The organism is Serratia sp. 1D1416, from assembly GCF_003641105.1.
GTDB classification, from domain to species: domain Bacteria; phylum Pseudomonadota; class Gammaproteobacteria; order Enterobacterales; family Enterobacteriaceae; genus Serratia; species Serratia ficaria.
On the sequence record NZ_CP032738.1, the window covers coordinates 4,218,377 to 4,238,772 of the forward strand.

Sequence of the window (20,396 nt, forward strand, 5' to 3'; positions counted from 1 at the left end):
TCCACTTAATTACAATGGAGCCGAGAATATGAAACAGCTTCATGAATTCCCCGCGATGGGTCTCACCGCTCTTTTTTTACATCAGGTGCAACAGCACTCTGCGCGGCCAGCAATCATCACCCCTCAATACACATTAAGCTATAACCAATTGGCGAAACAGGCACAGAAGCTAGCGATAGAGTTATGCCAGAAAGGAGTTCAACCTGAGGAGCCCGTTGCTATTTTAATGAGTGCAGGGGCCGAGTATATCATTTGCCAGTTGGCCGTTTTGCTAGCAGGCGGAACCTGTGTCCCACTGAACCCTTCGCTGCCGGATGAACGGCTCAATTTCATGCTGCAAGAAGTGCAGGCGAAATTAACCATTACGGATATCAATTCGGGTACGCGGCCATTATCGACCCATTTTATTCTCTTTGATAATTCCCCCTCAACCGATAATCGGCATGTTGAAATGCCGATGAAAGACAAAGGCTTGAATCAACGTAGCCATATTCTTTTCACTTCCGGCACCACTGGGCAACCTAAAGGCGTAGAAATTGAGGCCCGCGGTATTGTGCGCATGCTGGTTAATTCCAGCGCTATTCACGTTACAGCTAGCGATCGGGTTGCCTGTCACGCGAACCCGGCGTTCGATGGTTCCTTTCTGGAGGTGTGGGGGGCATTACTCAATGGAGCTGCCTTAGTTATTATCACCAAAGAGACTCTGCTCGATGCGAAACGATTGGAGGATAGGTTACAACAGTATGCTGTCAGTTATCTGTTTATGACGACATCATTGTTTAACTTTATCGCTCCACAGTGCCCCGCCGCCTTCCGCTCTCTGAATTATCTGCTGGTTGGGGGTGAAGCCTTTAACCTTCAAGCGTTGAAGTCACTCTTACCAACTGCATGGCCAAAAAATCTGCTTAACTGCTATGGTCCAACGGAAGGGACGACGATCACACTTTACCACCGCGTCGTGGCGGACGATTTGCAAAAGGAAGAGGTGCCAATTGGTCGGCCACTCGATAAAACGGAGGCCTATATTCTGGATGAACAGTTGAATCCTGTAACTCCAGGTAAGCAGGGAGAGATCTATATCGGAGGTGAAGGGTTAGCACGGGGATATATCAATCAACCTGAGTTAACTCAGGAAAAATTCCCAACCGTTAAGATTGCCGGGGAAAGCACACCTAAGCGTCTGTATCGAAGTGGGGATATGGGCTGGCAGAGATCTGATGGCGCCATCATTTACGCCGGGCGTATCGATAACCAAATAAAATTGCAGGGATACCGTATTGAGATCGAAGAGATCGAAACCCAGCTGCTAAGGAGTGAGCAATTGCTTGCTGCCGTGGTTTGTGTGATGAGGAATGAGACGAACGAAGCCTATTTAACCGCCTTTGTCGTCCCCAAACACCCTGGTAAGTGCGACACCAACAACCTGCTTAATCGCGTTAAACAGCAACTGCCGCCCTACATGCTCCCACGCTTGCAGGTCGTGGATGCTATCCCTATAAATGAAAATGGTAAAGCCAATCGCTCCCTGTTGCAGGCTCAGGTTGATAAACTGCGGATTGCGAACGAATGCCCGTCAGAGTTGCCCCAAAACGCCGCCGAATTATTATTGATATGGCAGCAGGTACTTGATGTAACCCAAGCCTCGATGGATGATGAGTTCTTCCTGCTTGGTGGCACCTCATTACAGGCTGCGCGATTGGTATTGGAAATCAAACGTCGGTTCGGGCAGAGGTTATCAATCCAGGATCTGTATGACGCTCAAACACCCCGTAATCTACTGCATTTACTCCAACAGCCACAAGAAGTCGCAACCGACGACATCTGCGCTACCTTACTCAGAGACAGCCAGCTTCCTGAGGATATTCAGCCAAATCTAGAGTCACCTCAGCCATGGTTAAGTGCCTCGGCAGGGCGAGTGTTTCTGACTGGCGCGACGGGGTTTATGGGGGCTTTCTGCCTGCGTGATTTACTGCGGTTAGATGAAGTGCGTCAAGTTGTCTGTCTGGTACGAGCGAAGGATCATGACGCAGCCCTACAACGTGTCAAAGATAACATGACCCAATACGGGCTTTGGCAACAAGATTTTGGTTTGCGTATCGTAGCACTTGCGGGGGACATGACCCAACCTGAGTTAGGGCTGGACAACCTGAGTTACACGCGTCTCACAACAGATTGCGATGTCATTTTTCATACCGCTGCTCATATTAGTTTTATTGAGCCTTACCAGGCGCATCGTGCAACTAATGTGCTGGGAGCGATCAACTTATTGCGTTTAGCCATCGCGAACAAGGCCAAGCCACTTCATTACGTTTCTACCGTCGCCGCCATAGGGCCCGCAGGATTATTGTTCCCGACAGAACGTTTTTATGAAGAAGACGATCTGATGCCCTATTGGGAAGGAATGAAATATACCCTGGGCTATATACAGAGTAAATGGGTGGCTGAGCGGCTAATGTGGCAAGCGAGAGAGCGAGGTATTCCGCTGTCGGTTTACAGACCGGGCTTCATGATGACCGACAGCGTTAGCGGTGTGGGTAATCCAGAAGATTTTATGTGGCGGATGATCAAAGGGTGTATTAGTACCGGCGCATCGCCATTGTTACCTGGCGATCGTAAAGAGCTGATCCCCGTAGACTATGCTAGTGCAGCCTTAATTCGTATCGCCAGCGATAATAGTCATCTTGGGCGTATGTATCATCTGATCCCTCCGAGTGACGCGCATTCAATCAGTCTGAACACCTTCTTTGAACTATTTGAACATTGCGGCTACGTTTTAACCCCAATGCCTTATAAACAGTGGTTGCAAAGATTGTATGACGATCCAAATTTGGACGCCAACCCATTGATGCCGCTGTTACCGATGCTTTCCGAAGTCGTGTATGAAGACCTTACGCTGTGGGAAGTTTTCAGAAACATACCTCGGTATGATGCTGGCCAGACTCAGGCAGTATTAACCGAATCTGGAGGGCTTGACTATACGCCGACCAATACTGCATTACTTACCCGATACTTGGATTATATGAAAAGTATCGGTCAATTATAAAGCTGGCTCAAATAGAGCTACGTAAAAGCTGGCTGACTTCCGGATAGGCGGCGCGGCGGTTGATGTTGTTGAAACCGCCCCGCCGATCGCGCCGTTGGCCCGATCGACCGGGGTGGCGCCGGACTCATAGTTTTTTACAGCGATCGCACAATGTGTTCCCGCAGCCACTGGTGGGCGGGATCGCGATGAGAGCGCTCATGCCACAGCATGGTCATCTCAAAACCCGGCACCGCCACCGGCGGTTCAACCACCTCCAGCGCCGGCTGATGACGCAGCAGCCGCTCCGGCAGCATGGCCACCAGCTCGGTATTCATCAGCACCGCAATCACGAACAGGAAGTGCGGCACGGAGAGCACCACGCGCCGCGTCAGCCCCAGTTCTTCCAGCGCCCGGTCGGTAATGCCGAAAAAACCGCCGCCGTCCGGCGACACCATCACCTGCTCAAGCTGGCAGAACTGAGCCGGCGTCAGCGTTTTTTGCAGTTTCGGATGGCCTGCGCGCCCCACCAGCACGTAGCGCTCGCTGAACAAGGTGCGCTGCCGCAGGTTAGGCGGCGCGCCTTCCCGGGTGTGAAACGCCAGGTCGATCTCGCCCCGCTCCGCCTGCTGGGCGATACGCGCCGGCGCGGTTTCGATTACCGCCAGCCGGGTGCCCGGCGCCGCCGTTCTCAACCCGTTCAGCGCCGGCAGCACGATGGTCGACTCCCCGTAGTCGAAGGCGGCGACGCGCCAGGTATTATTGGCCGCTGCGGGATCGAACGGCGTGCTCGGCGCCACCGCCAATTCAAGCGCCGCCAGCGCCTGGCGCAGCGGTTCGCGCAGCTGTTCCGCCCTGGCCGTCGGCAGCATGCCGCGCGGGCCCGGCAGCAGCAAGGGATCGCCGAAGATTTCCCGCAGCTTGGCCAGGTGAACGCTGACCGAAGGCTGGGAAAAGTTAAGCCGTTGCGCCGCCCGGGTAACGTTATGCTCGGCCAGCAAGGCGTCCAGCGTCACCAGCAGATTCAGATCCAGCCGTCTCAAATTACTCATGATAATACCTGGAATATTGGAAATTCATTTCCAATATACCTTATGGCTGCCTACCCTGCAGTTATCTTGCAACGGAGGTTTACCATGAATGTTTTGATCGTCTATGCCCATCCCGAGCCGCAGTCGCTGAATGGCTCACTGAAAAACTTTGCCGTCGCCCACCTGCAGCAGGCCGGCCATCAGGTGCAGGTTTCCGACCTGTACGCCATGCGCTGGAAAGCGGTGCTCGATGCCGACGACAGCCGTGACGGCCCGCACAGCGGGCGCTTCGATCCTGCCATGGATTCGCAGCGCGCCTATGCCGCCGGGCTGCAGAGTGAGGACATCGAACGCGAGCAGCAAAAGTTGCTGTGGGCCGATGCGGTTATCCTGCAGTTTCCGCTGTGGTGGTTTTCCATGCCGGCAATCCTGAAAGGCTGGGTCGAGCGCGTTTATGCTTACGGCTTTGCCTATGGCGTGGGCGAGCATTCCGATGCGCGCTGGGGCGATCGCTATGGCGAAGGTACCCTGGCGGGGAAACGGGCGATGCTGGTCGTCAGCACCGGCGGTTGGGAATCACACTACGCCGCACGCGGCATCAACGGCCCGATCGACGATATCCTGTTCCCGATCCAGCATGGCATTTTGCATTACCCGGGGTTCGACGTGCTGCCGCCGTTTGTCACTTATCGCACCGGCCGGGTTGACGAGGCTCGCTTCGGCGCCCTTTGCACGGCGCTGGGGCAGCGGCTTGATGCCCTGTGGCATGCCGCGCCTATCCCTTTCCGGCGGCAAAATGCGGGCGACTATCAGATCCCCCAGCTCACGCTGAAGGACGAAATCGCGCCGGAGCGCAGCGGCTTCAGCGCGCATCTGGCGTAAATTAGCCGCACTCCCGGTTCGCGGGGAGTGCGGCTATAAGAGACCGCTAGTTCAGTGCGGCCAGGAAGGTTCTGTAATCCACCGCGCTGCGTTCAAGCTCCTGCCGGTTCACCTCCTCAACCGCGCCGTCAGTGACGGATTCCGTGCCGTAAAACGCGAAAAACGAGGCGTATTTGGCCCGCACGTAGTGCGCGGTAAGCTCAAACGGCCGAAATATCTCTTCCAGGGGATATTTATAGCGCCCCTCCCGGGCATAGTCCTCTGCGCGAACGCCGGCCGTCACCGCCAGCGCGACATTTCTGTTTTGCATTTTATACCCGCTGTTTGCCCCGTAGGCCCAGCCATGGGTGAACACGTCATCCAGCCATTTCTTCAACAGCGGCGGGCTGCTGAACCAAAAGATCGGGAACTGCAGCACGATGTTGTCGTGCTGTTCTATCAGCCGCTGCTCCCTGGCCACGTCAATCCGCCAATCGGGATAAGCGCGATAAAGCTCATGCACGGTATAAAGCTCGGGATACTTTCGCAGCTCGTTCAGCCAGCGCCGGTTGATAACCGAGTTCTCGATATCCGGGTGAGCGACAACTACCAGCGTTTTCATTCGGGCATCTCCTTTCAATGAGTTCACCGACGCATCATATGTTATGCTTTCAAGATGTAAAATACGCACACTCACTACACATACTTACCTTAAGGAAAGTGTAAAATGAACGCTGAAGACGTTTGCAGCCCGACGGGCATTAACCTGGAGGAGACCGGCTACGGCTACACGCTGTCGGTGATCAACGGCAAATACAAGATGATCATCCTGTACTGGCTGGCGCTGTATAAGCCGGTGCTGCGGTTCAACGAGCTGCAGCGCTGTATCGGCACCATCTCTTACAAAACGCTGAGTTCAACCCTGAAAGAGCTGGAGAAAGACCGGCTGGTGATCAGAAAGGAGTATCCGCAGATCCCGCCCAAGGTGGAATACAGCCTGTCCGAGCGCGGGCGCTCGCTGATCCCGGTGATCGACATGATGTGCGACTGGGGCGAGCAACATCGGCCGCAAGCCGCTACGCCGCAGGGCTAAGGCGGCGGCGAACAAACAGCTGTTCCACCATTTGCCGCCCCCAGGCGGTGCCCGGCTGTTCGTCCGCCAGCTTGAACCCGGCGCTTTCATAGAGATGCCGCGCGGCGTCCAGCCCTTTGAAGGTCCACAGGTGGATTTCATCAAAGCGCCGTTGGTCGCAAAACTCGACCGCTTTGCCGAGCAGCTGCCGGCCGATGCCGCTGCCGCGCAGTGCGTCATCGAGAATAAAGGCGCGCAGATGGGCGCGATTGTTGCCCAGGCTTTCACCGTCAACCGAGATCGAGCCGAGAATGCGGCCGTCGCCGATCGCCGACCATGCCTGATTTTGCGGATGAGACAAACGGCCGGCGAGATCGGCGAGCATCGCCCCTACCTTGGCCTCGAAAAACACGCCAAACCCCACGCTGCGCGAGTAATACTGCATATGCATTTCCAGCGTTCTGGCCACCCAGCCGGGGCGATAACCGCTGACGATCTCCACCGCCGCCCTAACCTGTGCCTCTCCCGTCCGGCTGGCTCGCAGGGCCGCCACGTAGGCCTGTAGACCGCTGACGATGGCGGCGCCGTCGCCATGCCGTGTGTTCAATGCGCCGCGTACCTGCCGATCGGCAAAATGGTTGATGGCGGCCAGCGTCTCCCGCCCCTGTTCGCTGAGTGCCAGCAGCTTTTCACGCCCATCGCGCTCGCTAGGCTGCACGTCCAACAGCCCCGCCTTGCGCAATTTATTCAGCATGCGGCTGACGCTGGACTTCTCCAGATTAAGTGCGCCGCACAGCGCGGCGGCGTGATTGGCGCGCCCTTCACCGATCTCTATCAACGCGTGCACCGCCGAGGGCGGCAAATCGGTGCCGGCGAGCGTATTGCCCATAAAGCCGAGCTCTCGCACCAGGCGGCGGCTGGCGTCACGGATGGGTAACAGGTAGGCGTCGGGCATGGGTTATTCCTTCACATGGTTGCACAATACAACCATATCAAAGCGCCGCGGCAAAACGCCATGTTTTTTTAGCCGGGCCGGTGAGCGAGTTTTAGTCCTGCTTCAGCTCGCGCAGATACTTGTACACCGTCGCGCGCCCCATCGACAGCACGTTGGCGATGTAATCCGCCGCGCTTTTGGCCTTGAACGCCCCTTCATGATACAGGTCTCTGACCAACAGCTTCTTTTGCTCGCGCGTCAACGCACCCAGCGCGGCGCTCTCGCGGCGCAGCCACTCGTGCAGGAAGGTGTTGATCTTCTCCTGCCAGTCGTCCTTGAACAGCTGCTGCGGCTGCGGCTGCAGGCGCGTGACCGACAGGAACATGTCCAGCGCGTTTCTGGCGTCTTCAAAGGTGCCGGTGCTCAGGTTGATGCACAGCAGATAGCTGGGGTTGCCCTGCCCATCGCGGGCGGCGATGCTCACCGAGCGCATTTTCTTGCCGTCCCAGTTGAGCTTCTCATAGGGACCGGTCACTTTCGCCTCGGCGCCCAGTTCAAAGTCATCCAGCCCGGCGTCATCGCCCGGCTTGCGCTTCGACAGATTGTTGGCCAGATAGGCGACCTTGTTGGTGGCCAGATCGTGGATCACCACCTCGACGTTGGGGAAAAACAGGGCTGCGATGCCGTCGGCGACCGACCGCAAGAGTTCGAGTTGTGAGGGGGTGTTCGGCACGCTGCTGTATCTCCGTGTGGCGCTGTTTACTCTGCTGCTCAGGCGCTTAGCATACCTCAGTTGCGCGCGCTTGCCGAGCGGAGCGCGGCCTGGGCCGCGCTCCCAGGCATTATTCCGCCTCGGTGCTGAACACGTAGCCTTCGCGCGCCAGGCTGTCGCGCACCCGGAAGCGCCAGATCAGCCCCAGGGCGATAAACCACAGCGGCATGCTGCACAGGGCAATCAGCGTATCGCGATCAAACACCATCAGCACCAGCGTGAAGGCGAAGAACGCCAGCGTCAGCCAGGCCATCACCACCCCGCCCGGCATCTTGAAATGAGAGTCGGCATGCAGATCCGGGCGCTTTTTGCGGTAAACCAGGTAAGCCGCCAGGATCATGCCCCAACTGTAAACCACCAGGATCGCCGCCACGGTAGAAACGATGGTGAACAGCGTCATCACGTTCGGCATCAGGATCAGCAGCAAGGTGCCGGCCACCATGCAGAAACAGGAGAACAGCAGGCTGCGGATCGGTATGGCGGTGGTGCGCGACAGGATGCGGAACTGCCCGTGGGCGTGTTTTTCCATCGATAGGCTGTACAGCATGCGGGTGCTGGAATACACCCCGCTGTTGGCCGAAGACATCGCCGAGGTCAGCACCACGAAGTTGATCACCGCCGCGGCCGCCGGCAAGCCCGCCTGGTCGAACAGCATCACGAACGGGCTGCTGTCGGGAGAGATATGGCTCCATGAGGTGACGGCGATGATGGTCAGCATCGAGAACACGTAAAAGATGATAATGCGCGCCGGGATCACGTTAATCGCCTTGGGCAGTACCTTGTGCGGGTTTTTGGTTTCCGCCGACAGCGTGCCCAGCAACTCGATGCCGGTGCAGGAGAAGATGGCTATCTGGAAGCCGGCGAAGAAGCCGAGTATGCCGTGCGGCATGAAGATGGCGGGATCGGTGACGTTGCGCACCGAAGCGGTCACGCCGTGCGGCGAACGCCAGCCGCTGCACACCATCCAGACCCCGGTGGCGATCAGCGCGACAATCGCCACCACCTTGATCATCGCGAACCAGAACTCCGCTTCGCCGAACATCTTGACCGACAGCATGTTGAACAGGCACAGCAGCCCGAGCGTCAGCAGCGCCGGCAGCCAGGGCGATACCTCGGGCAGCCAATATTGCACGTAGCCGCCGCACACCACCACGTCTGCGATGCAGGTCACCACCCAGCTCAGCCAGTAAGACCAGCCGAGGAAGAAACTGGCCTTCGGGCCCAGATATTCGGAAACGAAGTCGGCGAATGAGCGATAGTCGAGCCGGGTCAGCAGCAGCTCCCCCATCGCCCGCATCACCATAAACATGAAGAAGCCGACGATCAGGTAAGTGAGCACAATCGAGGTGCCGGACAGCGCGATGGTTTTGCCGGAGCCCATAAACAGCCCGGTGCCGATGGCGCCGCCGATGGAAATCAGCTGGATATGGCGTGAGCTCAGGCCGCGCTGCAATGTTTGGGCGCAGTCGTGCCCCTCGGCTGAACCTGAGTTCGGCCGATGCTGGTGATTTTTTGTCATGGTGTTACCTGTCCGTCGTTAAGGCGATTAAGCCACCGCCCCTTGCGGGGCGTGGGTGGCAGCAGGAGTGAAACGCCCTCGGGCGTTCTACCGGCAAAAAAAAAATTCAGACCAAACGATGCCCGCCCTGTTGTTACAGAGAGGTGATAATTTTTGCGAACCACAAAACGGCTGTTCAAACTGCGATGTCGCCCACGTTTGGCATGCAAAGCATGAGCGTGGCGGGTAAGTACCTAACTATCAGTAAGTTGCAATTTCCCTTGTGCGATAAAAAAACGACGCCGGTGCCGTTTTAACATGAATTTAACTCTGGCGGCGCGAAACGGCATTGTCAACATGACGCTTAAATAAAATGAAACTTTTTGATCACATTCAAGCTTCTGAAAAATAGATTAAAACGGGTTTTATGCATATTTTATGCATAAAATATGCATGTCATCCGACGCTGTCGATAAAAAGTAATTAACTATTCATTTTCCGCCCTGCAGCCCGCCCCGCACGGCCTTCTGGCCCGATGAGCTGGGGGCTATCAAGCGGCATGATTAATGGTAAATTTAGCGTCGCAAAGTGTTATGCACTCGGTAATCCACGGTTAAACAAAATAAATACCTCTATATAAAAAAGGTTGGTTATGGAAAAGCTATCCTACGCTTCAGAAAGCAGCACAACGGCCTGGGCCACATATCTGCAACAAATCGACCGCGTCGCCCCGTACCTCGGCGACCTGTCGCGCTGGATCGACACCCTGCGTCATCCTAAGCGCGCTTTGATTGTTGATATCCCGCTGCAGATGGATGACGGCAGCATCCGCCATTTTGAAGGCTTCCGCGTTCAGCACAACCTGTCCCGCGGCCCGGGCAAAGGCGGCATCCGCTTCCACCCGGACGTCGACCTCGATGAAGTCATGGCGCTGTCCGCCTGGATGACCATCAAGTGTGCGGCGGTCAACCTGCCGTACGGCGGCGCCAAAGGCGGCATCCGCGTCGATCCTTTCAAACTGTCTGAAGGCGAACTGGAGCGACTGACCCGCCGCTACACCAGCGAAATCGGCTTTATCATCGGGCCGCAGAAAGACATTCCTGCGCCGGACGTCGGTACCAACGCCAAAGTGATGGCCTGGATGATGGATACCTACTCCATGAACCAGGGCACCACCATCACCGGCGTGGTGACCGGCAAACCTATCCACCTCGGCGGTTCTCTCGGCCGTGAAAAAGCCACCGGCCGCGGCGTATTCGTCACCGGCAGCGAAGTGGCCAAGCGGTTGGGCGTGCAGATTGAAGGCGCCAAGGTTGCGGTTCAGGGCTTCGGTAACGTGGGCAGCGAAGCGGCCCGCCTGTTCGTCGGCGTCGGCGCGCGCGTGGTGGCGATCCAGGACCACTCCGCCACCCTGTTCAACGCTAACGGCATCGACCTCAACGCGCTGACCGAATGGCAGACCAAGAACAAGCAGATCGCCGGTTTCCCTGGCGCCAGCGAGATCGAAAGCGAAGCTTTCTGGTCGGTTGACATGGATATCCTGATCCCGGCGGCGCTGGAAGGTCAGATCACCCGTCAGCGCGCCGAGATCCTCAGCGCCAAGCTGGTGCTGGAAGGCGCTAACGGCCCAACCTACCCGGATGCCGATGACATGTTGCGTTCACGCAACATCACCGTAGTACCGGACGTCATCTGCAACGCCGGCGGCGTAACGGTCAGTTACTTCGAGTGGGTGCAGGATATGGCCAGCTACTTCTGGAGCGAGTCCGAGATCAACGAGCGTATGGACAAGATCATGACCGACGCGATGGTCCACGTCTGGAACAAGGCCAAAGAGAAAGAGTGCAGCCTGCGCACCGCCGCTTACATCGTGGCCTGTGAGCGCATCCTGACCGCGCGTAAAGAACGCGGCATCTACCCGGGCTGATGCCCGGCTTCCCGGCTTGCCTTTGCAGGCCGGGATTTCTCCGCCCTTTCCCGCTAGCGCAGGCAGCGTTTCAACACCTTCCCGGTGCTGGTCATCGGCAAGCGTTCGACAAACTCCAGAATGCGCGGGTATTTATAGGCCGCCAGCCGCTCCTTGCACCAGGCGATCAGCTCATCTTCCGCAATGACGTCGTCCGCCGCCTTCAGCACCACCACCGCCTTGATCTCTTCGCCCAGCGCCGGATGCTCGACGCCGATCACCGCCACCAGCGACACCGCCGGATGCCGCATCAGCACCTCTTCAATTTCACGCGGGTAGACGTTAAAACCGCCGCGAATGATCATGTCCTTGGCGCGGTCGACGATAAAATAGAAGCCGTCGGCGTCGCGGCGCCCCAGATCGCCGGTTCTGAACCACCCCTGGTTATCCAGCGCTTCCGCCGTTGCCTCCGGCCGGTTCAGATAGCCCTTCATGATGTTGTAGCCGTGCACCGCCAACTCGCCCACCTGGTCTACGCCGTCGATCGGCCGGCCGGTCACGTCCAGCAGGCGCACCTCCACGCCCCAAATCGGCTGACCTATCGAGCCGGCTTTGTTCTGGCGGCGAGGATGGTTGAAGGTGGCCACCGGGCTGGTTTCCGACAGCCCGTACCCTTCGAGGATGTTGATGCCGAAGCGGCGGGAGAAATCTTCCAGGATCTTCACCGGCAGGCTGGCGCCGCCGGATACCGCCATGCGCAGCGTGCTGCGCAAGCGCGCCAGATCCACCTTGTCGTCCAGCGCGTTCAGCAGCGCCCAATACATGGTCGGCACGCCGGCGAAGAAGGTGACGCGGTGTTTTTGCATCAGCGCTATGGCCTGGGCGGCGTCAAAGCGCTCCATCAACACCAGCGTGGCGGCGCAGGCGAAGCCGGCGTTCATCTGTACGGTGGAGCCGAAGGTATGGAACAGCGGCAGCGTCACCAAATGGCGATCGGGATCCGTTTCCGATCCCTCGAACAGCCGCACCGAACCCAACGCATTGAGCGTCAGGTTGGAATGGCTCAGCTCCGCGCCCTTGGCGCGCCCGGTGGTGCCGCTGGTGTAAAGCACCACTGCGGTGTCGGTCTCCGCCGTGACCGCCGAGCAAAACGAGGTGGGCTGCTCGGCGACCGCCCGGCTGAACCGCTCTCCCTCCAGCGGCAACCGATCGCCGATAATCAGAAAATCGCGACAATTTTCTGCGTCGTCAAAAGCGCGCCGCGCTTCGGCCGCCAGCGGCAACCCTTCGTTGCCCTCATGGCAAAAGAAGGCCACCGCAGCGGAATCCGCCAGGTAATATGCAAACTCGGCGCTTTTCAGCAGGGTGTTCAGCGGCACCACGGTGGCGCCGACTTTGAGAATGCCGTAATAGATGGCCGGAAACTCCGGCCGATTCGGGCAGGCCAGCGCCACCCTTTCACCGGGCCGAACGCCGCGCGCGGTCAACAGATTCGCCACCCGGTTGGCCAGCTCATTCAACGCCCGGTAGCTGAGCGGAATGTCGTCCTGCACCAGCGCGGAGCGGTCTGGCCAGGAACGCGCGCTCTCTTCAAGCAAGGTCGCCAAATTAAGCATCGGGGGATCCTCCCTAAAATGGGCGGCGGGTGAAAATGCCGCAGTATCACGAGTATAGAACGCGATTTGCGGTTCGCATTCCCCCCGTCACTGGGCTATACCTTAGGCATCTTTATTCACGCGGGAGCGGCATGATGAGCAAGAAGAAGATCCTGATGCTGGTCGGCGATTACGCCGAAGATTACGAAACCATGGTGCCGTTTCAGGCGCTGCAGATGATTGGCCACCAGGTTGACGCGGTCTGCCCCGACAAGGCCAAGGGCGACTTTATCATGACGGCGATCCATGATTTTGACGGCGCCCAGACCTACAGCGAGAAGCCCGGCCACCGCTTTACTCTCAACGCCGATTTCTTCTCGGTGAAGGAAGCGGATTATGACGCCCTGCTGATCCCCGGCGGCCGAGCGCCCGAATATCTGCGGTTGAATGCGGAAGTGATCAAGCTGGTGCAGGCATTCGACGCCGCGCGCAAACCCATTGCCGCCGTTTGTCACGGCCCGCAGCTGCTGGCCGCCGCCGGGGTGTTGAAAGGCCGGACCTGCAGCGCCTACCCGGCCTGTGCGCCGGAGGTGCGGCTGAGCGGCGGGCACTATGCCGACATCGGCATCGATCAGGCGCACGTCGACGGCAACCTGGTGACCGCGCCGGCCTGGCCCGCACACCCGCAATGGCTGGCGAAATTCGCCGAAGTGCTGCAGCAGTATCGTTAGAGGGATAACGAGAATTCGGACCGCCTGGCCGACGGTCCAATTCAATTAGGGTTGTTCAACGGCAAGCTGTTTTTCCAATTCTCCCTTCATGACCAGCGGCCGATGGTTAATCTGAATCTCGGACAGTTTGTTTGAACCTTCATCCGCCGTATAGAAGAAACGGGGGCCATTGAAACCGATCTGTTTCACCAATCCATTGAGGTTATACAACGTCGACAGCGGTATCTTGCCACTCGCCAACACCGCGATGCGAATTTCATTCTTATCGCCAGGCTTGGCCTGCATCCATAGATTTAGCGCCTCACCCAGTTGATCAAAGTTCAGAGACCGGCCATCAACCCGGTACGCCACCCCCTCGATTTCCCCTGGCTGTGCTTCGATAACCATCGTGCGGCTGGCGCTGGCGAACAGAGGAAATAAAGCGAGGCACAATCCGAGAACGTATTTCCTTAGCATCATTATGCTCCGATATATCTTCTATAACGCGTAGTAACTTCATTTTCGAACTGCCCCAGGATGGGATAAATCGCATCACTGTGAGCACTTATGTTGGTCAACGTACCGTTGATAACGACAACGAACCCGGTGTGGCCTGAATAACTTGCCCCCCCGGAGAGCGGATAGGCTGCAACGTCGCCTTTGGCCGGTTGTTCATCATCTGACAATACGCGCCAGTTAGAGATATGAGTGTTTTTGTTCGCCCATTCTGCAGCCAGCGGAGGTCGTCTGACTCCGGCAATTGTAACATATGCATCAAGGCCAGATTCCTTGATCACATCGTAGACAAACTTATTACATTTATTCGAATTAACAGGGAACTCATTTTTGGCAACATTATAAGCCCACTGAGTATTCCCGTTATAGCCAACGGCATTGATATTAATCAAATTTCTTTTTTGTACATTGCCTAATGTCCCTTCTTGAGTACCGAGGATCCTTCGGCCTTCCAACCTGTAAACCTGAGGTGCAATATTCAGCGTTCTCAATGTTCTTCCGTTTGGTGAAATCACACTGTCAGGTGACTTGATTTCCATGGAAAATTGAAAGACGCGTATCGCCCGATAAAGCTCCTCATCGGCAATCATGCCTATCGCGATTTGCGACAACCCTCGCACTCGAGCAAAATGCGCGTTCAGTTGTCGACGCACCGCCCTGACATCGTCAGGTTTATTCAGTCCTTTCAAACCCACGCTTGCTGTAATCGCTATGTTCATCAGCCGTTTCCTTTAGCTTAAGTGAACGTTACCTTACTGATATTTTTATAAGACGATCCTGATTTTGGTTGATTTGTGACGGTTGCCCGCCCCCGGCAAACGCCGTGCCCCGTTACTTACCTGAGTTGTTCAATCAGAAAATGAATGTCATACAGCCAGCGTTTGGCGCGCGCCGAACGCACCAGCATGGAAACGTACAGCGGCCGGCTGCGTTCATCGCCGAACGAAGGAGAAAACCAGCGGCTGCTGTCCGCCGGCTGAGGGAAATACAGTTGGTGGTTGTAATTGCTGCTGTCGATCTCGAAGGCGTCAAAATAGCGCCGCATCAGGGCGTTGGAGTCGCTGAAAGACAGGTTGAGCGCCTGATTGATCGCCGTTTCAGCGGTGATGATCACGCCCTTCTTAAGAAACCCCGGGGCGTTGAATTTGGCGATAAGCGAAATAATATGCTGCTGGATATCTGCTGCCATTGCGACCTCGAACCTGTAACCTGAGTAGTGGTCCTCCTCAGACTCTGACGGCCAGGCTGAGTTCTGGCGATTTGGCGGGTTTTCCCTTTCTTTACGTTTTCATTACCCCTTCAGATCGTCAGGAGAGTGAAACTATGGTGAATTTAGCTAGTGGGGAACTTAACATCATTAGAGTTATCATCGCGCACAGGGAAGGTAGTATTGCGTCGGCGGGTAAAGCAGTCACTTTAACATGATATACACCATAGACACTTCATATCTATGGTGTATTCATAGAATTTATAGCTTAACGCTGTTGCTCGAACAGGTAGTACAACAACTTGTAAACAGTCAAAATTATCGAAATAGAGAACCAGATTGACACAATGAATTTTGAAAGATTTTCTGGCGCGGAATACAAATAGTCATTACTCACACCGGCGCCGGCCAACAAAAATGATGATAAGAACAGCCCTATAATAATTGCAACGATTTTGTACGTTTTTTTCATGACAATAATTATCCGTTTTCAAAAGTGTGGAATTCCCTTCCATTCGATATACATCATGGTAGAGCTAACCGCTGAATCCGTTTTTTCACTGCAACTGCTTTAGATATCTTGAAGTTCGGTTGTAACTCAAATCGTATTCATTCATCAACCCATATTAACAGGCGGGCCAGTCCATCGGCCCGCCTGTTTTCGGTTAACGGCTAAGGCTGGCCTGGGTGGCCGCCACGCCATCGCCCTGCCGTTCGGCGGCGATCCCGCCGCCCAACACCTTGTAAAGGGTGATCTGGTTGTCATAGGCGGTTTGCTGCGCGGCAATCAGCGACTGTTGCGCGGTATACAGCGTGCGCTGGGCGTCCAGCATGGTCAGGTAGCCGTCCACGCCGTGCCGATAGCGCAGCTCGGCCAGCCGATAATACTCCCGCGACGCCGCTACATAGCCGCTTTGCGCCGCCAGCTGTTCCTGAATGGTGCCCTTGCGCGCCAGCGCATCGGCGGTTTCCTGAAACGCCGTCTGCACCGCCTTTTCATAGGTGGCGACGTACAGATCCTTCTGCGCCTTGGTGTAGTTCAGCTGCGAGGTGTTGTACCCGCCGCTGAAGATCGGCAGGCTGATGCTCGGCGCAAACGACCAGACGCCGGCACCGTGGCTGAACAGCGAAGACAGCTCGCTGCTGCCCACGCCGCCGCTGGCGGTCAGGCTGATGGTCGGGAAGAAGGCCGCGCGGGCCGAGCCGATATTGGCGTTGGCCGATTTCAGGTTATGTTCGGCCTCCAGCACGTCCGGCCGGTTAAGCAGCACGGCGGACGACAGCTGCGTCGGCAGATCCGTCATGATGCCCGACAGCGATTCGATCCCCGCGGGCAGCAGATTCTCCGGCACGCTTTGCCCCACCACCAGATCCAGCGCGTTTTTCGCCTGCGCGGCGCTGGTGGTGTAGCTGGCGACGTCCGAACGCGCCTGTTGGTAAACGGTATCCGCAGAGGCCACGTCGACCATCGACAAAATGCCGTTTTGCTGATTTTTGCGCGTTACCTCCAGCGACCGCTTGGCGCTGTCCATCGTCTGTCGGGCGGCCGCCAGATTGCTGCGTTCCGCCGCCACCGCCACCCAGTCGGTGACGATATCGGCGATCAGCGTCAGGCGGGTGCTTTTCGCCGCCTCGGAATCCGCCAAATAGGTTTCAAACGCCGCGCGCGACAGGCTGCCGTTCTTGCCGAACAGATCCAGCTCAAAGGCGCTGGTGCCGGCCGTGGCCTCATAGCTTTGGCTGATGGCGGTGGCGTTGCCGCTGCCGGTCAGCGCCCGCCCGCGGCTGCCGTCTGCGCCGGCGTTAATGGTCGGGAACAGCGCCGAACGCTGCTCGCCGTACAGCGCCCGCGCCGATTCGATGTTAGCGATCGCTTCCCGCAGATCGCGGCTGCTGTTCAGCCCCATCGCCACCACCTGCCGCAGTTGCGGATGCCGCACGTAATCGCGCCAGGCGACGTCCGGGTAGCTTAGCGACAGTTTGCCGTCCGGCGCGGCGTAAGCGGCGCCCTGCGGCAGCGCGGCCGGCACCGGCGCCGTCGGGCGCTGGTAGTCGGGATCCAGTGAAATGCAGCCCGCCAGCAACAGCGGGAGGGTCAGACTGATTAAACGTTGCAGCACATTATTCTCCTGCCTGCGGTTGGGAGCTTGCGGGCTGTTTGGCGGCGGGCTTGCGGGTAAACATGCGGCGCACCAGCACATAGAACAGCGGCACAAAGAAGATAGCCAACGCGGTGGCGGTTATCGTGCCGCCGATGATGCCGGTGCCGATGGCGATGCGGCTGTTGGCGCCGGCGCCGCTGGAGACCGCCAGCGGCAACACCCCGGCGGTAAACGCCAGCGAGGTCATCAGGATCGGCCGCAGACGCATGCGCGAAGCGTGGATCGCCGCGGCGATCGGCGTTTCACCGCGCTGATGCATCTCTTCGGCAAACTCGACGATCAGAATGGCGTTCTTCGCCGACAATCCGATGATGGTCAGCAGCGCCACCTGGAAGTAGATGTCGTTTTCCAGGCCGCGCAGGGTGATCGCCAGCAGCGATCCCACCACGCCCATCGGCACCACCAACATCACCGCGAACGGGATCGACCAGCTCTCATACAACGCCGCCAGGCACAGGAACACCACGATCAGCGAGATGGCGTACAGCGAAGCCGCCTGGCCGCTGGTCAACCGTTCCTGATAGGAAAGCCCGCTCCAGGAATAGCTGCTGTTGGCCGAAAACTTGGCCGCCAGCTTTTCGATCTCGGTCATCGCGGTGCCGGAGCTGGTGCCCGGCGCACCCTGGCCGGTGATCTCGAAGGACGACAGCCCGTTATAGCGCGACAGGTTTTCCGGCCCGTAGATCCAGTGCGAGGAGGCAAAGGCCGAGAACGGCGTCATGCTGCTGGCGCCGGACGCGTTGGTGCCGCGCACGAACCACTTATCGAGATCTTCCGGTTTGGAACGAAACTCCACGTCGCCCTGCATATAGACTTTCTTCACCCGGTTGCGGTCGATAAAGTCATTGATGTAGGTGCTGCCGAACGAACTGCTGAGGGTGCTGTTGACGTCTGCGGCGCCCAGGCCGAGCGCCTGCAGTTTGTCGTTATCAATGTCCACCTGCAGCTGCGGCGTGTCCGGCAAGGTATTGGCCCGCACCGCAAGCAGCGCGGGATTTTTGCCGGCGGCGGCGATGATTTGATCGCGCATCGTCTGCAGTTCCGCCCGGGTGGTGCCCCCTTTGGCCTGCAGTTCGAAGGTAAAGCCGTCGGACTGGCCGAAGCCGTCGATCGCCGGCGGGCTCATGGAGAATACCTGTGCGTCGCGGATGCCGGCGAAGTGCGCCATGGCGCGCTTGGCGATGGCGTCGGCGGTATTTTCGCCGCCGCTGCGCTGGCTCCAGTCCTTGAGGCTGACGAAGGCCATGCCGGCGTTTTGTCCGCTGCCGCTGAAGCCGAAGCCGTTAATGGTGAAGATGGTGTTGACGTTGGCTTTTTCCTCGTTGAGGAAATACTCCTTCACCGCGTCGCTGACCGCCGAGGTGCGCGCGTTGGTGGCCCCGGCCGGCAGCGTGTACTGCACCATCACCACGCCCTGATCTTCGTTGGGCAGGAAGCCGGTCGGCAACCGCATATACATCACCGCGGCGGCGATCAACAGCAGCCCGTAAATCAGCAGATAACGCGTTGGGCGGTGGATCACCCGGCCGACCTTGTCGGCGTACTTCTCCTGCAGGCGATCATAGCCGCGGTTGAACCGGCCGAGCGGCCCCTTGTCGGTCAACGCCTCATGCGCCGGCTTCAGCAACGTGGCGCACAGCGCCGGCGCCAGGGTCAGCGCCAGCACCACCGACAGCACCATCGAGGAAACGATGGTGACCGAAAACTGACGGTAGATAACGCCGGTGGAGCCGCCGAAGAACGCCATCGGCAGAAACACCGCCGACAGCACCATGGCGATGCCGACCAGCGCGCCGGTGATCTCTTTCATCGACTTTTCGGTCGCCTCGCGCGGCGGCAGCCGCTCTTCGCGCATCACGCGCTCGACGTTCTCCACCACCACGATGGCGTCATCCACCAACAGGCCGATCGCCAGCACCATGCCGAACAGCGTCAGGGTGTTGATCGAATAACCGAAGGCGGCCAGCACGCCAAAAGTGCCGAGCAACACCACCGGCACCGTAATGGTCGGGATCAGCGTGGTGCGCAGGTTCTGCAGGAAAACGAACATCACGATCACCACCAGCACCACCGCCTCGAACAACGTTTTCACCACCTCTTCGATCGAGATGTTGATAAAGTCGGTGCTGTCTTTCGGGTAGGCCACCTTGTAGCCGTTGGGCATCGAGGCCTGATACTCCGCCACCTTGGCCTTCACCAGCTTGGCGGTATTGAGCGCGTTGGCCCCGGCGGCCAGCTTGACCGCTATGCCCGAGGCCGGATGGCCGTTCAGCCGGGCGCTGGACGAGTAATCCTCGTTGCCCAGCTCAACCCGCGCCACGTCGCCCAGCCGCACCAGCGCCCCGCTGCTGTCGCTTTTCAGCACGATGTTGCGGAACTGCTCCGGCGTTTGCAGGCGCGACTGCGCCTTCACGGTGGCGGTCAGTTGCTGATCGGCGCCGGACGGCAAATCACCGACCTTGCCGGCGGACACCTGGGTGTTTTGCGCCTCGATCGCCGTCTCCACGTCGGAGGGCATCAGCGAATAAGACGCCAGCCTGGTGGGGTTCAGCCAGATGCGCATGGCGTATTCCGAACCGAACACCTGCACGTCGCCGACGCCCTCGATGCGCGACAGCGGATCCTGCAGGTTGCTCACCAGGTAATCGGAGATGTCGGCCATCGTCGCCTTGTCGGTTTCATCATACAGGCCGACGATCAGCAGAAAGCTGTTCTGGGATTTCTTGACCGTCACCCCTTGCGCGGTCACCTCGCTCGGCAGGCGGCTTTCCGCCTGCTGCACCTTGTTCTGCACCTGCACCTGGGCGATGTCCGGATCGGTGCCCTGATCGAAGGTGACCTTAATGCTCACCGAGCCGTCGGAGCTGCTGGTCGAAGAGAAATACAGCAGGCCATCCAGCCCGGTCAACTGCTGCTCAATCACCTGGGTGACGCTGTTTTCCAGCGTTTCGGCATCGGCGCCCGGATAGGTGGCGGCAATGGAAATCTGCGGCGGCGAAACGTCGGGATACTGCGAGATCGGCAGCGAGTTGATCGACATCAGGCCGCACAGCATGATGATGATGGCGATCACCCAGGCGAACACCGGCCGCCGGATAAAGAACTGCGCCATA

At 58.0% G+C, this 20,396-nt stretch carries 16 protein-coding genes; 5 read left to right on the forward strand and 11 right to left on the reverse strand.

Features of this window, described 5'->3' with window-relative positions; translation table 11 throughout:
* Positions 1–28 precede the first annotated feature (28 nt).
* Positions 29–3,043, forward strand: a complete 3,015-nt coding sequence (locus tag D7I37_RS20410; RefSeq protein WP_129544252.1) for an amino acid adenylation domain-containing protein — start codon at positions 29–31, stop codon at positions 3,041–3,043.
* A 134-nt stretch (positions 3,044–3,177) separates the two neighbouring features.
* Here D7I37_RS20410 and D7I37_RS20415 read toward each other — a convergent pair whose 3' ends face one another.
* Positions 3,178–4,071 (reverse strand): LysR family transcriptional regulator, encoded by an 894-nt coding sequence (locus D7I37_RS20415; protein ID WP_129544253.1) that lies wholly within the window; start codon positions 4,069–4,071, stop codon positions 3,178–3,180.
* Between the two features lie 84 nt (positions 4,072–4,155).
* Between D7I37_RS20415 and D7I37_RS20420 the strand changes: the two genes are divergently transcribed.
* Positions 4,156–4,932, forward strand: coding sequence for an NAD(P)H-dependent oxidoreductase (locus D7I37_RS20420; RefSeq protein WP_061795278.1), 777 nt, complete (start codon positions 4,156–4,158; stop codon positions 4,930–4,932).
* Between the two features lie 46 nt (positions 4,933–4,978).
* On the opposite strand, the gene D7I37_RS20425 is transcribed toward D7I37_RS20420, so the two are convergent.
* Positions 4,979–5,533 carry an NAD(P)H-dependent oxidoreductase gene (locus D7I37_RS20425; RefSeq protein WP_061795277.1) on the reverse strand — a complete coding sequence of 185 codons (555 nt, stop codon included), beginning with the start codon at positions 5,531–5,533 and terminating at the stop codon, positions 4,979–4,981.
* A gap of 105 nt (positions 5,534–5,638) precedes the next feature.
* Between D7I37_RS20425 and D7I37_RS20430 the strand changes: the two genes are divergently transcribed.
* Positions 5,639–6,004, forward strand: coding sequence for a helix-turn-helix domain-containing protein (locus D7I37_RS20430; protein WP_061795276.1), 366 nt, complete (start codon positions 5,639–5,641; stop codon positions 6,002–6,004).
* Here the strand turns inward: D7I37_RS20430 and D7I37_RS20435 are convergent.
* The 3 genes from D7I37_RS20435 to D7I37_RS20445 all read right to left on the reverse strand — a co-directional run bounded on the left by D7I37_RS20435 (position 5,988) and on the right by D7I37_RS20445 (position 9,208).
* A complete protein-coding gene (locus D7I37_RS20435) occupies positions 5,988–6,938 on the reverse strand; it encodes a bifunctional helix-turn-helix transcriptional regulator/GNAT family N-acetyltransferase (protein WP_061795275.1) in 951 nt (316 codons plus the stop codon). The two genes, D7I37_RS20430 and D7I37_RS20435, sit on opposite strands and share 17 nt — an antisense overlap.
* A 91-nt stretch (positions 6,939–7,029) precedes the next feature.
* Positions 7,030–7,650, reverse strand: a complete 621-nt coding sequence (locus tag D7I37_RS20440; protein WP_129544254.1) for a transcriptional regulator — start codon at positions 7,648–7,650, stop codon at positions 7,030–7,032.
* Between the two features lie 109 nt (positions 7,651–7,759).
* A complete protein-coding gene (locus D7I37_RS20445; RefSeq protein ID WP_061795273.1) occupies positions 7,760–9,208 on the reverse strand; it encodes an amino acid permease in 1,449 nt (482 codons plus the stop codon).
* Between the two features lie 631 nt (positions 9,209–9,839).
* Here D7I37_RS20445 and D7I37_RS20450 point away from each other — a divergent pair.
* Positions 9,840–11,114 carry a Glu/Leu/Phe/Val dehydrogenase gene (locus D7I37_RS20450; RefSeq protein WP_061795272.1) on the forward strand — a complete coding sequence of 425 codons (1,275 nt, stop codon included), beginning with the start codon at positions 9,840–9,842 and terminating at the stop codon, positions 11,112–11,114.
* Between the two features lie 53 nt (positions 11,115–11,167).
* Here D7I37_RS20450 and D7I37_RS20455 read toward each other — a convergent pair whose 3' ends face one another.
* Complete coding sequence (locus D7I37_RS20455) at positions 11,168–12,709, reverse strand: long-chain fatty acid--CoA ligase (protein WP_129544255.1); 1,542 nt, start codon at positions 12,707–12,709, stop codon at positions 11,168–11,170.
* 134 nt (positions 12,710–12,843) lie between these two features.
* Here D7I37_RS20455 and D7I37_RS20460 point away from each other — a divergent pair, with 134 nt between their 5' ends.
* On the forward strand, positions 12,844–13,419 hold the full coding sequence (locus D7I37_RS20460) for a DJ-1/PfpI family protein (protein ID WP_061795270.1): 576 nt from the start codon (positions 12,844–12,846) through the stop codon (positions 13,417–13,419).
* A 45-nt stretch (positions 13,420–13,464) separates the two neighbouring features.
* Here the strand turns inward: D7I37_RS20460 and D7I37_RS20465 are convergent, their stop codons facing one another.
* From D7I37_RS20465 to D7I37_RS20485, 5 genes are all read right to left on the reverse strand, one after another.
* Positions 13,465–13,878, reverse strand: a complete 414-nt coding sequence (locus D7I37_RS20465) for a hypothetical protein (protein ID WP_061795269.1) — start codon at positions 13,876–13,878, stop codon at positions 13,465–13,467.
* The gene (locus D7I37_RS20470) at positions 13,878–14,633 is read right to left on the reverse strand and encodes a CHAP domain-containing protein (RefSeq protein ID WP_095097589.1); all 756 of its coding nucleotides are present in this window, start codon (positions 14,631–14,633) and stop codon (positions 13,878–13,880) included. Before D7I37_RS20470 ends, D7I37_RS20465 begins: the two co-directional genes overlap by 1 nt.
* Positions 14,634–14,749: 116 nt before the next feature.
* Positions 14,750–15,103 (reverse strand): DUF1493 family protein, encoded by a 354-nt coding sequence (locus D7I37_RS20475; RefSeq protein ID WP_129544256.1) that lies wholly within the window; start codon positions 15,101–15,103, stop codon positions 14,750–14,752.
* A 683-nt stretch (positions 15,104–15,786) separates the two neighbouring features.
* Complete coding sequence (locus D7I37_RS20480) at positions 15,787–17,241, reverse strand: efflux transporter outer membrane subunit (protein ID WP_129544257.1); 1,455 nt, start codon at positions 17,239–17,241, stop codon at positions 15,787–15,789.
* A 1-nt stretch (position 17,242) separates the two neighbouring features.
* Complete coding sequence (locus tag D7I37_RS20485; RefSeq protein ID WP_129544258.1) at positions 17,243–20,395, reverse strand: efflux RND transporter permease subunit; 3,153 nt, start codon at positions 20,393–20,395, stop codon at positions 17,243–17,245.
* Position 20,396 lies beyond the last annotated feature (1 nt).